Origin of the sequence: Pedobacter psychroterrae, assembly GCF_004331695.1 — a bacterium.
Lineage (GTDB): Bacteria > Bacteroidota > Bacteroidia > Sphingobacteriales > Sphingobacteriaceae > Pedobacter > Pedobacter psychroterrae.
The window spans coordinates 1,872,790-1,886,765 of the sequence record NZ_SJSL01000001.1 but is presented as its reverse complement, the minus strand read 5'-3'; the positions used below and the strand labels follow the sequence as shown (position 1 = coordinate 1,886,765).

At 40.0% G+C, this 13,976-nt stretch carries 15 protein-coding genes; 4 read left to right on the top strand and 11 right to left on the bottom strand.

What is annotated here, in order from left to right; all coding sequences use genetic code 11:
- The first annotated feature begins 155 nt into the window (after nucleotides 1-155).
- The gene (gene ettA / locus EZ437_RS08315) at nucleotides 156-1,835 is read left to right on the top strand and encodes an energy-dependent translational throttle protein EttA (RefSeq protein ID WP_131595027.1); all 1,680 of its coding nucleotides are present in this window, start codon (nucleotides 156-158) and stop codon (nucleotides 1,833-1,835) included.
- 55 nt (nucleotides 1,836-1,890) lie between these two features.
- On the opposite strand, the gene EZ437_RS08310 is transcribed toward ettA, so the two are convergent.
- A complete protein-coding gene (locus EZ437_RS08310; protein WP_165500362.1) occupies nucleotides 1,891-2,670 on the bottom strand; it encodes a LuxR C-terminal-related transcriptional regulator in 780 nt (259 codons plus the stop codon).
- A 105-nt stretch (nucleotides 2,671-2,775) separates the two neighbouring features.
- On the opposite strand from EZ437_RS08310, the gene EZ437_RS08305 reads away from it, so the two are divergent.
- A complete protein-coding gene (locus EZ437_RS08305; RefSeq protein WP_131595023.1) occupies nucleotides 2,776-3,189 on the top strand; it encodes a lipocalin family protein in 414 nt (137 codons plus the stop codon).
- A gap of 108 nt (nucleotides 3,190-3,297) precedes the next feature.
- On the opposite strand, the gene EZ437_RS08300 is transcribed toward EZ437_RS08305, so the two are convergent.
- From EZ437_RS08300 to EZ437_RS08275, 6 genes are all read right to left on the bottom strand, one after another.
- Nucleotides 3,298-4,218, bottom strand: a complete 921-nt coding sequence (locus tag EZ437_RS08300; RefSeq protein WP_131595022.1) for a sugar phosphate isomerase/epimerase family protein — start codon at nucleotides 4,216-4,218, stop codon at nucleotides 3,298-3,300.
- A 109-nt stretch (nucleotides 4,219-4,327) separates the two neighbouring features.
- A complete protein-coding gene (locus EZ437_RS08295) occupies nucleotides 4,328-5,038 on the bottom strand; it encodes a class I SAM-dependent methyltransferase (protein ID WP_131595020.1) in 711 nt (236 codons plus the stop codon).
- A gap of 33 nt (nucleotides 5,039-5,071) precedes the next feature.
- Entirely contained in the window at nucleotides 5,072-5,887 is an 816-nt protein-coding gene (locus EZ437_RS08290; protein ID WP_131595018.1) for an alpha/beta hydrolase, read from the bottom strand.
- A gap of 29 nt (nucleotides 5,888-5,916) precedes the next feature.
- Nucleotides 5,917-6,783 carry an ROK family protein gene (locus EZ437_RS08285; protein ID WP_131595017.1) on the bottom strand — a complete coding sequence of 289 codons (867 nt, stop codon included), beginning with the start codon at nucleotides 6,781-6,783 and terminating at the stop codon, nucleotides 5,917-5,919.
- 129 nt (nucleotides 6,784-6,912) lie between these two features.
- Nucleotides 6,913-7,146, bottom strand: a complete 234-nt coding sequence (locus tag EZ437_RS08280) for a DUF1456 family protein (RefSeq protein ID WP_131595015.1) — start codon at nucleotides 7,144-7,146, stop codon at nucleotides 6,913-6,915.
- A gap of 1 nt (nucleotide 7,147) precedes the next feature.
- A complete protein-coding gene (locus tag EZ437_RS08275; protein WP_131595013.1) occupies nucleotides 7,148-8,455 on the bottom strand; it encodes a DEAD/DEAH box helicase in 1,308 nt (435 codons plus the stop codon).
- 134 nt (nucleotides 8,456-8,589) lie between these two features.
- Between EZ437_RS08275 and EZ437_RS08270 the strand changes: the two genes are divergently transcribed.
- The gene (locus EZ437_RS08270; RefSeq protein ID WP_131595010.1) at nucleotides 8,590-9,063 is read left to right on the top strand and encodes a ribonuclease H-like YkuK family protein; all 474 of its coding nucleotides are present in this window, start codon (nucleotides 8,590-8,592) and stop codon (nucleotides 9,061-9,063) included.
- 10 nt (nucleotides 9,064-9,073) lie between these two features.
- On the opposite strand, the gene EZ437_RS08265 is transcribed toward EZ437_RS08270, so the two are convergent.
- The 3 genes from EZ437_RS08265 to EZ437_RS08255 form a co-directional block, all read right to left on the bottom strand.
- A complete protein-coding gene (locus tag EZ437_RS08265) occupies nucleotides 9,074-9,658 on the bottom strand; it encodes a hypothetical protein (protein WP_131595008.1) in 585 nt (194 codons plus the stop codon).
- Between the two features lie 67 nt (nucleotides 9,659-9,725).
- Nucleotides 9,726-10,751 (bottom strand): porin, encoded by a 1,026-nt coding sequence (locus EZ437_RS08260; RefSeq protein ID WP_131595006.1) that lies wholly within the window; start codon nucleotides 10,749-10,751, stop codon nucleotides 9,726-9,728.
- Between the two features lie 71 nt (nucleotides 10,752-10,822).
- Entirely contained in the window at nucleotides 10,823-12,199 is a 1,377-nt protein-coding gene (locus EZ437_RS08255; protein ID WP_131595004.1) for an ammonium transporter, read from the bottom strand.
- Between the two features lie 348 nt (nucleotides 12,200-12,547).
- Between EZ437_RS08255 and EZ437_RS08250 the strand changes: the two genes are divergently transcribed.
- Nucleotides 12,548-13,030 (top strand): SRPBCC family protein, encoded by a 483-nt coding sequence (locus EZ437_RS08250; protein ID WP_131595002.1) that lies wholly within the window; start codon nucleotides 12,548-12,550, stop codon nucleotides 13,028-13,030.
- Here EZ437_RS08250 and EZ437_RS08245 read toward each other — a convergent pair.
- Entirely contained in the window at nucleotides 13,009-13,965 is a 957-nt protein-coding gene (locus EZ437_RS08245) for a TIGR01212 family radical SAM protein (RefSeq protein WP_131595000.1), read from the bottom strand. The two genes, EZ437_RS08250 and EZ437_RS08245, sit on opposite strands and share 22 nt — an antisense overlap.
- Between the last annotated feature and the right edge of the window lie 11 nt (nucleotides 13,966-13,976).

The following is a 13,976-nucleotide window of genomic DNA, read 5'->3' as shown; positions in this document are numbered from 1 at the left end:
TGCTTTAAGTGCCCCCTTAAATTAATAAATTGTGCTGCTTTAATCTTTATGACATCGGAATACGAAACTTCCTTAGCTTTCTTATCTTTGCGATGAATACTGGGGCGTTTATATCCCGGTTACATTAAAAACAGCATTCATACAAGGAAATAACCATGTCAGACGAAAAGATAATTTTCTCAATGGCGGGAGTGAATAAGATTTACCCTCCCCAAAAACAAGTTTTAAAGAATATATATCTGTCCTTTTTTTACGGCGCGAAAATCGGTGTGATTGGATTGAACGGATCAGGAAAATCATCACTACTAAAGATCATTGCCGGACTTGACAAATCATTTCAGGGTGAAGTAGTTTTTTCTCCGGGATATACAGTGGGTTATCTGGCTCAGGAACCAGTGCTGGATGAAAGTAAAACGGTAAGGGAAGTAGTGGAAGAAGGTGTTGCTGAAATTACTGCCATCCTTAAAGAATACGAAGAAGTTAATGAAGCATTCGGTCTGGAAGAAAATTATTCAGATGCTGATAAGATGGACAAACTGATGGCCCGCCAGGGAGAATTACAGGATAAGATCGACGCTGTTAACGCCTGGGAACTGGATGCCAAACTGGAAAGGGCGATGGATGCGCTGCGCTGCCCTGATCCGGAAACCAAAATAGCTGTGCTATCAGGAGGTGAACGCAGACGTGTGGCAATGTGCCGCTTATTGCTGCAGGAACCAGATGTGCTATTGTTGGATGAGCCTACGAATCACCTGGACGCAGAAAGTATTGATTGGCTGGAACAGTTTTTAAAGAACTATAAAGGGACGGTTATAGCGGTAACGCACGACAGGTATTTCCTTGATAACGTAGCGGGATGGATCCTTGAACTTGACCGTGGTGAAGGTATTCCATGGAAAGGGAATTATTCTTCCTGGTTAGACCAAAAGGCAAAACGCCTGTCGCAGGAAGAAAAGACGGAAAGTAAGCGACAGAAAACATTGGAGCGTGAGCTGGAATGGGTGCGCATGGCACCAAAAGCAAGGCATGCAAAATCTAAAGCCCGTTTGGCAAATTACGACAAACTGGCTTCTGAAGATGGTAAAGAACGCGAAGACAAGCTGGAATTGTTTATCCCTGCAGGTCCCCGGCTAGGCAATGTGGTCATCGAAGCCAATGAGGTGACCAAAGCCTATGGTGATAAGCTATTGTTTGAAAACCTGAGTTTTTCATTGCCTCCAGCTGGAATAGTAGGAATTATAGGCCCGAACGGTGCAGGTAAAACTACTTTATTCCGTTTGATAACAGGACAGGAGACACCGGATACAGGAACGTTCAGGGTTGGAGATACGGTAGCCCTTGGTTATGTAGACCAGATGCACAATGACCTGGATAGCGACAAAACTGTTTATGAAAACATTACTGATGGATTAGACAATATACAACTTGGAAACAAAGCAGTAAACGGCAGGGCGTATGTGTCTAAGTTTAACTTTAACGGTGGCGATCAGCAGAAAAAAGTTGGCATTCTATCTGGTGGTGAGCGCAACCGGGTACATCTGGCCATTACCTTGAAAAAAGGCGCCAATGTATTGTTACTGGATGAGCCCACGAATGATATTGACGTAAATACGCTGAGGGCACTGGAAGAAGCGTTGGAAAACTTTGGCGGCTGTGCGGTAGTAATCAGTCACGACCGCTGGTTCCTTGACAGAATCTGTACGCACATCCTTGCTTTTGAGGGAAATTCACAGGTTTATTTCTTTGAAGGGAACTACAGTGATTATGAAGAGAACCGTAAGAAAAGACTGGGTGATGTGACACCGCACAGGATTAAATATAAAAAGCTGAGCTAAATTTTCAAGATCCATAAGCGAGTTATTCATCTTGACCCTGTTCAAGATGAATAACTTATATCCAGCCCTTCGTGATTGCCTGGGCAATAACTTCTGAGGTAGACTTGGATGCTGTTTTATGAAGGATGTTTTTCCGGTGGGAATCAACCGTCGATCTGGCAATAAATAACTCATCAGCAATTTTTTGGCTGCTGTATCCCTTTGCCAGGAGCGTAACGATCTCCTTTTCCCGCTTACTAATTCTTTCCTTACTGATATTAAGCACAGGCTGATGGCCTATATCTATATAAGATGGCTCCCCTTCTAGTCCAATAAAAGAAAGGAGGGGAGTTCCGCTTGGCTTTAGGTAGGTGATGTCTGTATGCACACAGAAACTGTGCACGGGCATACCGCTTTCGTCGGGGATTATGGTCAGCATCTGATGCAATAAGCGCATATATTCACCATTTCCTTTTTTCACCCTGTAATCGTAACGTACTTTATATTTACCAATTTTTTCGTTTGGTAAGTTGTTAAAGAATTGAACCACCTGGCTTTCAAAACTCATAAAATAAGGAATATCGTCAGGATGGATAATACTTAAAAAGAAAGGCATGCTGATCATTTCCATTGGATAGTCCAATATTCCTGGCATTTCTGGGCTTATAAAGGCAAACTCCATCTTCCTAACGTTAAAAAGATAATGGTAAAAATCGCCTGTATGAAAGATGTTGAGCAGCTTTTGGTGCAATTCAAGTTCTTTTATGAATCCTTTAAGCTGTGGCTCTGCAGAAATTCCTTTCCAGATCTTTTCGGCCTCTTTATAAACTTCCAGTCTATTTTCGATTTTTAGCATTGATTTCATATCACAATTAGAAACTGATAAAATACCTAATTATAGGTATTTTATTGTGATTTAACGCATTGTATTTTTGCATTAAACTAATAAATTACCTAAAAAATGAAAATTATTTCCAATTTTAAAGCGGCACCCTTTTTATTTCTCTTCCTTGTTTTGTTCTCATGCAAAAAAGATAAAGACAAAGAAGAAGCAGTTCCGACTGTTGTTGCCAAGTGGAATCTCAGCACTCGTATTTATCAGGATTTAAACACGCCGGTGGAAACCGAAGACTTTACCGGTAAGGGATATTATCTGGATTTGAAAGACAATCGTTCTTATAGCGTACTTTTTGACGGCGAAAATGGTTCGGGTACCTACGTATTAAATAATAATACAATCGCCTTTACTATTGTCTCCGGCGATGACGACATAACAGATGAAGATACCTATACAATAAAAACATTGACTAACACAGAACTCATCCTGGAAGCAACAGCTGCAACCAGCTCTCACCAACTTCGGTTTAAAAAGTAGCACGCCAGATGCATGAAGTATGCCCGGTTTTGCGAAAAAGGGCTGTATTAGTTATCCTGATACAGCCCCTTTTTACCCATACCAATGTGGTATATTTATTCTCTAAAATTACTTATACTGCGCTAATACACGCTCCAGCAATACCTTGGTCTTCCTGATTCCTTCTTCTTCAGAAAGGCTATCGCCTTCCCATTCTATTCCTACAATACCTTTAAAGCCGGCATCATGGATAATCTTGAACATCCTGGTATAGTCAATATCTGGTTCTTCGCCCTTTTCGTCGAACTTAAAAGTCTTGGCACTGATTCCTTTGGCAAAAGGCATCAGGTCTTTTACTCCCTGATACATGTCATAAGAGCGTTCATTGCTGATCTTGAAGTTACCAAAGTCCGGCAAGGTGCCGCAGTAAGGGCTGTTCACACCTTTCATTACGTCTGACAGCCATTTTCCATCAGAAGAATAACTACCATGATTTTCTACAACCACATTGATCTTGTTTTTCTTTCCATATTCAGTAAGTCTACCTAAACCATCAATTACTGCAGTTTTAACATCACTTTCAGAGCCCTGACCAAATGCATTTACGCGGATAGTAAGACATCCCAGTGTTTTGGCAGCATCCACCCATTTATAATGGTTCTCTATTGCTTTGGTTCTTTTCTTTTCGTCCAGGTCGCCCAGGTCTCCTTCCCCATCTATCATGATCAGGTGATTTTGTATGCCTTCATTTTTGGTGATCGTAAGCAGTTCTTTTAAATAAGCTTTATCGGTCTCCTTCTTATTAAAGAAAGGGCTCACGTATTCAACGATATTTATTCCGAAATCATTTTTAGCTTTTAGCGGAAATTCCAGATTAGTCATCTTACCACCAAACAGCGCCTTGTTGAAAGACCATTCGGCCAGTGAAATCTTAAAAAATTCTTTCTTTGCCATGGACATTACATCAAAAGGAATTAAAGAAGAAACGCCTGCAGCGGCGGTTAACATTCCCAGGTCCCTGATAAAACTTCTGCGGTCTTTTGTTTTCATAAAATGTATAGTACTAATTTAATTTCTGATCTATTTTTCTAAAATAGTTAATAATTTGATCAGAATATAATTTGTCTGTTATTTGTTATGCAGGAGCCGATAAAGAGGACTAATCTCTTTGAAAGACGAGGAAATGCTGTATGGGCATAAACTGACCATTTTGAATTAAATGATAGCCGTTGGCCTTGAGCTCTTTGCTGACCTGCTTAACGCTCATTTTATGTTCCTCCTTTATGGCAACCTCGGGGTCTTCCTGTTTATATTCTATCAGCAGTAACTTGCCTTTTGGTTTTAAAGCACGCTTAATGGCCTGCAAAAATTCATGGGGGTACATCAATTCATGATATACATCGACCATGATGGCCAGATCTATGGAACCATCAGGTAGGTTTGGTGATTGTTCCGCACCTTTGATAACCATCACATTTTTTGTATTAAGTTCCCTCGCTTTTTTCTGCAGGTAGGTTATGGCATCATCCTGGATCTCTACCGCATAAACCTTGCCTTCTGATACTTTAGGAGCAATCCGAAAGGTATAAAAACCAGAACCAGCACCGATATCGGCAACCACACTATTCTTGGCAACAGGCAATTTTGAGATGGCGAGATCAGTATTTTCTTCCTTTGACCGGGTATTGCGCTCCAGCCAGGACACACCCTCAAAACTCATGATTTCGGCAATTTCTCTGCCCATATACACCTTTCCTGTCCCATTGGCAGAGGGTTTTTTGTTGGTGTATATGGCATTAGGTTTCTGTGCTGTGGCAGTTACAGCAACGATAAGCAGGCATGACACAGCAATCCATTTAAAACGCTTCATACCTAAAGATAACGAATACCCGCTAAAGTTTTGTTATTTCTTACCGAAGAAGTTGCTAAAATACATGAACTGATAGCCAACAGCATTGCCCCAATACTCCCAGTTGTGTACTCCTGGCCTGATGATAAAATCGTGTGGAATATTACCGTACAACAATTTTTCGTGCAGCTGCATATTGACGTTATAGAAGAAATCATCTCTTCCGCAATCTATAATCAGCGCTAGCTTATTGGGAATCAGCAAATGAGTAAGTTCAATAACAGAATTTGCCTCCCATCTTTCAGGATACTTGTCTTTGGCTCCCAGTCTTTTTGCAATATCCCAGTTTAATGGAAAAGGCTGGATATCCACCCCGCCACTCATACTGCCTGCTGCACCAAATGTATCCTGATGCTTAAAAGCCAGGTATAAAGCACCGTGTCCGCCCATGCTAAGGCCAGTAATGGCCCTGCCCTTTCTGTCCTTAATGGTTTTATATTTTTGATCTACCCAGTTTACCAGCTCAGTACTCACATAAGTTTCGTATTTCCAGGCAGGATCTTCCGGGCTGTCAAAGTACCAGCTGGTTACATTACCATCAGGGCAAACAACGATCATCTGCCGCTCATCAGCATATTTTTTTATCGCGGGAACTTTATTTACCCATTCAGAATAATTACCCCCTGCACCATGCAGAATATAAACAGCAGGATAGGCAGCACCCTTTTCATAATTATCAGGAGTGATGACCACAGCCTTGATATTCTTTTTCATGGAGGCGCTGTAGGTGAGAACGGTGTCTACTTTTGCAGCAAGGGCTACCAGCGAGTATATACATAGGAAAACAATGGTAATTAAATACTTCTTCATAGTGCTTAAATTGGCATAAAGATAATATTCTATATCCAGGTACAAGCCGCACCTACCAGCGCTGCATCTTCCCACATTTCAGTTCTCCTGATCACTACAGACTTGTTAATAATCTTTTCTTCCAGTTGGTCGATGAAATAATCCCATGTTTTTGCAATATTGCCTCCGATGATCAGCACCTCTGGCTGCTCATCTGCAATAAAATCATTTAAAAAGGAAGCCAGATTAGTAGCAAACTCTTCAAACAGCTTATTTTTAGTGTCATTGCATTCAGTACCCAGGAGTTCTTCCACATTCCTGATCTCCTTGCCGGTCAATTCTTTATACCGCTTTAAAAACCATCTTGTTGAGATATACTCTTCGGCTATACTGTCCAGAAAAGGTACAAAAGCACGGTTTACATCGATGGTCTCTCCCTTGCAATTGCTGGTAGAACCCAGTCCTGTGCCAAGTGTAACACCAATGGCCTTATCATAATCTGCCGCCGCTCCGGAAGCAAGTTCACCACGAAGGAAAGCTTCCGCATCGTTGATAAAGATGATGTGCTCACGTGGTATCCCCAGTTTGTCCGAAAGTACTGTACGGATATTCATGCCATACAATGCGTCATATTTCTGCATTCCCTTCATCAGGGAAATCCCTTCTTTGTAATCAAACGGACCGGGCATCGCTATGCCAATCCTTGAGGAATCTTCACCAGACTTCTGTACCAGCGAGGAAAGTGCCGACACCCATGAATTGATAATGACGTCAGCTTCGTCCATAGAAGACACACGCTCACGTTTCATGCTGTCTTCTATTAATGTATGTGTGGTGCAATCAACATGCGCTGCAGTAATATGGGAGCCACCTATGTCAACCCCAATAAAGGGAAGTTCAGCCGATTTTTGGTTCATTGTGGTTTAATTTGATAAAAATAGAATCATTCGATTCTACTAGTCAAATTAAAGTGATTTAAACCGTTTTAGCAAAATATATTTGTAATAATTTATAAACTTTTTTTTACGTGGAACCAAGGGCTTCTTTTATCTATTTTTCGGAGGTCTTGGTCCGCGTTTGTAGATCACCAGTCCATTCAGAAAATTCCTTAAAATCTGGTCTCCGCAAGGTTTAAAATTAGGGTGGTCATCGCTCCTGAATATATCACCAAGCTCGGCTTTTGTCACCTTTAAACCAACCAGTTCTGTAATTTTTATGATATCATCTGTAGTCAGTTCCAGTGCTACCCGCAGTTTCTTAAGTATGTCGTTATTACTCATGTTACATTGCTATTTCTATTTTTACTTTTTTATTTTTTATACGCTCGTTCGCAAGTGCAGAAAGCACCTTGTCTACCAGGGTACGTTTTACTGCAACATAAGAGGTCTGGTCCTTGACTTCAATCATTCCCACCTCTTCTTTTTGCAGTCCGCCTTTTTTGATTAAAAGCCCTACAATATCAATTTTGTTTATTTTGTCCTTTTTACCTGCAGCAATGTATAAAGTTTGCCATTCGCTGTCCTTTGGCAAGTCAAAATTACCTTTAAGGTTCTCTTCAGCAATGTTTTCTTTTAAGAACGGATATTTTTCATCATCAGCTATGACCAGATAAGCTGTGCCTTTAGCGTTCATCCTGGCCGTGCGCCCGTTGCGATGGAGGAATGCGTCTTCGGTGTAGGGCAACTGATAGTGTATGATGCATTCAACTTCAGGGATGTCCAATCCTCTTGAGGCAAGATCGGTAGTAATCAAAATCTTAATGCTACCATTTCTGAATTTCAGTAATGCACGTTCCCTTTCGTCCTGTTCCATACCGCCATGGAAAATATCATGGGCAAGGTCTTTATCTATTAACAGATCACTGATGCGGTCTACCGTTTCCCTGTGGTTGCAAAAAATCAGTGTAGTTTTATACCCAATTTTGCAAATGAGCTGGAATAAGGTATCTAATTTATCAGCTGCGGTAGTGAGTACTTTTTTGAGCTGTAGGTCTGGTTTTACTTTGATGTCTTTCAGAAAATCAATCTCCACCGCATTATTTATTCCTGTAAATTCCGGTATTTCTTGCATTGAAGTGGCAGAAGTAAGGATGCGCTGCCTGAGGGATAAAAGCTGACGTATGATATATGACATATCTTCCTGAAAGCCAAACTCAAGTGCTTTGTCAAATTCATCCAGGACCAGTGTGGTAATCCCGGATTCGTCAAAATTCTGATGACGGAGGTGGTATGCGATACGACCAGGAGTACCTATCAGCACTGCAGGGGCTTGCCCAAAGTTATTGCGTTCTATCTTTACTGGGTGACCACCATAGCAGCAGTTGACCTTATACCCGGTACCCATTTGCTTAAAAACCTGTTCAATCTGCAATGCTAGTTCACGCGACGGAACCAATACCAATGCCTGTACACCTTTTATATCTGCGTTAAGGCTATTCAGTACCGGTATTAAAAAACCTATTGTTTTACCAGATCCTGTAGGTGCCAGTAAAACCACGTCGCTCCCCTTTTTTGCTGCCGCAATGGCTGATTGCTGCATTTCATTTAAGGAAGTGATCTTTAATTTCTCCAGTATTGTATCTACCATCATGGGGTCAAAGATAAGGTAATGTGTTGACAACTAATTAATTGTTAGCAATTAAACAATCTATAATTAACACTACTTTAATTTTATACACTTATTTTTAAGCAAGCTGAATATCAGTTTCTTAGAACCAATATTGTATGATATGGAAAAAATTTAGTGGAGAAGTAATCGGCTCTTCCATTCTCGAAGAAGTAGAAAAAGCGATCATCAGGGAAACTGAAAAAGGCTATCGTCTGAAAGTATGTATTGGTACAGATTCACAGGTAAAAGGTGGTATTATTGATTTTGCGACGGTAATTGTTCTATTACGGGAACACCATGGTGGCTTTATGTATATCCATCAGGAAAAAAATCCTCAACGAATGAGCATCAAAGAGCGTATGCTAGTGGAGGTACAGAAATCTATAGAAACCGCTTATGCCATATGTGACCTGCTGGACCTGTACGATGTGGATCTCGAAGTTCATGCAGACATCAATACCAACCCTATGTTTAAATCAAACAAAGCATTAAACGAGGCGATGGGTTACATCCTTAGCATGGGCTTTATTTTCAAAGCCAAGCCCGAAGCTTTCGCAAGCAGTACTTGCGCAGACAAGATGGTGCATTAAACGATAGATATTACCATTTTGTAGTTGAGACGGCAGCGGGTTTTTCTGCTTCTGGCTTGGAAATAGCTTGAGTAGTGTTCATTGCAGTCTTCAATTTGGCTGAAAGCTTACCGGATTCGGTTATGATATACTTCATATTACCCTCCCATTCACCACGGTTTAGTTTTCCTGGTTTATCCTCAAGCCGGTATTTAGTAGTTGAGGGCACAAAATTTGCATAACGGTCGCGTTCGTAAGGAGTAACAATATAATCAGTAAGGATTAGCCTGTATTTGTTTTCTCTAAGCTCCACTAAAATATTGTAATTTACTTCAGCAGTGGGATGTCCTATACCAGCTGTGCTTTTGGTCAGGATCATCTTGCCTGTTCCTGTAAAAGCTGTATCCCCTTTTGAGGAGCGTAATTTTAATGCTTTGGCATTGCTTTTGAAAAAATGCTTAACATTGGCAGGCATTGTTTCTTTTTTTGCCGCACCGAGTTCTGATATCTCCAAAAAAGTATGTACGCCACGCTCATCTACAGGTAAAGAAGCCGTTTGAGCCGATATTTGCATTGCAAATAACCACAAAGGGAAAAGAAAAATTAGTCTCATCATAGAAAGTAAAAAAACCGTCAGAAATATTTCTGACGGTTCGAATTTAATGAATAATAGTTAAAATCTCTTAGAATGCATAAACAGCGGCTAACGAGAATTGCGCAGCTGATTTAGTTGCGGCACCATTGCTTTTCATAAAGCTCTGGCTTAAATCTTCATCGCTGTCGAAACGGATCTCAGGAATGAACGTTAAGCCACCGGCTTTAAGATTTCCTGAAACAGTGATAGCAGTTAAACTTGCGTCTGCTGCACCTCCGGCACCTTTAATATTAAAATACTCTCCTCTAAGACCAAGCGCAACAGCTGGACTAAACGCATACTGAGGATAGATAGCCGCACCGCTATAACCGCCATTGTCGTTGGCAATTGAATAATCAGCAGCGTTTAAACCCAACTTAAATTTTTCAGTTACCTGATAAGCTGTAGTAAGGTCAATAATGGTACCCGTACCAGGAGAACCAGCAGAAGAACCTGAAAGGAAGTTAATATAAGCTGACCATCCTTCTACCGGAGCAAGCATTAACTGCGCACCGATATGAGAAACACCATTAAGGTCCTGGTAAGCATTCCAGTCGTTGAATAAGCCCACCATTAAGCTGGCTTTACCAGAGAAAGCATATGTTCCTTTAATACCCGCATTCTGAAACGGACCGTAACCAAAAAGATAAGATGTAGAGTAGTTGAAATTCGCTACAGGGGAGATCACTTCATAGCCGACAAATGTACCCATGTAACCTGCCGTCATAGTAAACTTATCTGAAAATGCATAGTTTACATACAGGTTTTGAATATGGAATGATTCACCGTCAGCGCTAGGCGCGATAGATTGCGCCTGACCCCTTGGACCGAAAGACAACTCTCCAACGAATGATGCTTTTCCTGTGGTCTTTTTTAAAGCAAGATCGATCATACCTAAAGAAACAGAGTTGTGCTCGTTTGCAAAATAGGTTTTGATGTTTGGTGCCTTTTCAAAATCGTACTTGAAATAGGTGTCAACAGAGCCTGAGATCTGAAGTGCTTCTGAAGCTTCTTGTCCGTAGGTAAGTGATGCGATCGAGATAGCTGCTATGGTTAATATAGATTTTAATTTCATAATTTGTTTATGGTTTAGGTTGAAATTTATACAATTGAATACGCTCGTTTAACAACTGATTAGATTCTTCCTTAAAAAGTATTTTCTATCTCTGCACCTGTAGAAGCTACAATCAGTGTGCCCTGAGAATATTTTTCATTATGTTGACTAGCATCTAATCCTTCTTCTTCTTCTTCTTCAGATACACGGATAGGCTGTACAAGATTGATCAGTTTGAAAATAATGAATGACATTACAAAACTGAATACTACAACAATCACCACACCTTTTAACTGAGTAATAAAAAATTCAGGGTTTCCGTAGAACAAACCGTCAACACCAGCACCATTTACGGTTTTAGTAGCGAAAACACCAGTTAACAACATACCAACGATACCACCTACACCATGGCAAGGAAATACGTCCAATGTATCATCAAGACTTGTTTTTTGTTTCCATGAAACCACTAGATTAGAAATAACCGCAGCGATAGCACCTATGAATATACTTGAAGGGATACTTACAAATCCGGCACCTGGCGTAATGGCTACCAAACCAACTACTGCACCTATACAAAAACCTAAAACAGAAGGTTTTTTACCTCTTGCTACATCAAAGAACATCCATGCCAGTCCTGCAGCACCCGCAGCTGTATTAGTAGTTAGGAAAGCTGAAACCGCTAAACTATTGGCTCCCAGGGCAGATCCTGCATTGAAACCAAACCATCCAAACCAAAGTAAACCAGTACCGATTAGCACATAAGGAATGTTAGCAGGTGGCACTTCTTTATGTTCAATATGTGATTTTCTGCGTTTCAACACCAAAGCACCAGCTAAAGCAGCCATACCAGCAGAAATGTGTACTACAGTACCACCAGCAAAGTCAAGGACACCCATTTTGAACAGGATTCCTTCCGGATGCCATGACCAGTGTGCAAGCGGTGAATAAACCAGCAGTGCAAACAACAAAATGAATAGAATATAAGAAGTGAAGCGGATACGCTCAGCAACTGCTCCAACAACAAGTCCCGGAGTAATAATCGCGAACATCAGTTGGAAAACAGCAAACAATGAAAGTGGAATAGTTGCCGCCAGGCTCCATGAAGGACTGGAGTTTACCCCCTGGAAGAAAAGAAAGGTCTTAGGATTTCCAATCAACCCGCCGATAGATTCTCCAAAAGCCAAACTAAAGCCACACACAACCCAAAGAACTGTGATTACACCAGCCGCTACCACGCTTTTGATCATTGTAGAAAGAATATTTTTACGGTGAACCATACCACCATAAAAAAATGCAAGCCCTGGAGTCATAATAAATACCAAAGCAGCAGAAATTAATACAAACGCGATATCTGGTCCGCTGTATTTTCCCTCATCAAAATTAGGGAGCAATGGAATAAAGAGCGCTGAAATTGCAATTATCATTAAAACTGCAAATGGGCCCCACTGTTTGAATAAAACTTTTGCCATAATGTTAGATTTACTTGTTTTTAATTATGTGTTATTTGATTTTTTTATAAAACTAGCAATTAATTTCAACTTTTGTCATTTTTTATAAAACATTTTTAAAAATTTAGTGTTTTTCTAGTCGATTTTTGTCTTCAAACATGAATTTATAACAAAATAGCGGTTCATTTTTTGATATTTTATAATAATTAGCAATTAAAAGCCTAGTTTTTTTGTTAAAAAAATAAAAATGAAGTGTTTTCAAAGAAAATCACCTGAACACCGAATAAATCCAAGTAGCGATCGCAAAATGTTTTTACTCGTAACAATCCTGCATGTTTAGCTGTATCTTTATATATATAGTATATATACATGAAATCATATCACCTGACTTTTAATCAAAAAATCCCGCTGCCTCTTTTAAAAACCTGGGATTTTTTCTCTTCACCGGCAAATCTTGCTATAATAACTCCACCATATATGGCTTTTAAGGTTACCTCAGATCCAGGTATATTAAATAAAATGTACCCGGGTATGATCATTACGTATAAAGTATCTCCGATAAAGGGCATAAAATTAGATTGGATGACGGAAATCACCCAAATCGCTCCGGAAAAGTACTTTATTGATGAACAAAGATTTGGGCCATATAAGTTCTGGCACCATCAGCATCATTTTAAAGAAATCGAGGGAGGTACTGAAATGATTGATATATTGACTTATGGGTTACCAATGGGAATATTTGGCAGACTGGCAAACAGTATATTTGTCGATGAGAAACTGCAACAAATTTTTGAATACCGAAAGCAAAAAGTAATTGAATTGTTTGGACCTTATATTGAAGAAGCTAAATAAGCGGATCCTTGTACTACTCCCCTGCGCTCTATTTCTTTATCTATATAAGTTTGTATTGAAGACTTATTCAAGCCCCAGTTGGGCGCTATCAATAAATCCCAGTCAGAAATACCAAACAATCTTTGAATAACAATGTCTGGCCTAAGCAATGGGATCAATTTGCAGAGTAAATCTGTATATTCTTCTAATGAGAACAACTTAAAAGGCTGCTTTTTATACTTAGCACCCATTATTGAACCTTCTACGATATGAAGATGATGAAATTTCACGAATTTAATCTGTGGAAAACGATTGATTTCATGAATATAACCCAGCATCATTGCTTCGGTTTCCCATGGAAAGCCAAAAATGGTGTGAACGCAAAGATCCAGTTTGCTATTTTCTAATAATTTTACAGCTTCTACAAATTCCCCATGGCTGCAGCCCCTATTGATCTGATTGAGTGTTTCGTCATAAATAGATTCCATACCCATTTCAAGATCTACATCAAAACGGTCGCAATAGCTTTCCAACAGCGCAACTTTTTCAGCATCAATGCAATCTGGGCGTGTACCGACTGAAAAGCCAACTACATCTTGAGGATTGATAGAAAGTGCTTCGTCATACATCATTTTTAAATAATGTACAGGCGCATAAGTATTGGTATTTGGCTGAAAATATACAATGAACTTGTCTGCTTTATAAAATCCTTTCCCCCGTTCCATACCCTGCTCCAACTGCTCACGTATGGTGGGAAGCTTGCGGGATAACTCAGGGGTAAATGAATCCACATTGCAATAGGTGCAACCTCCATAACCTTTACTACCATCGCGGTTAGGACAGGTAAAACCACCATCAACAATTACTTTAAATACCCGCTGACCCTTATATTTTTCTTTAAGGTGCGTGCCATAATTGTTATATCCTTTGATTCCCTGATCCAGTAAAGTTCCCATAATGGCTACAA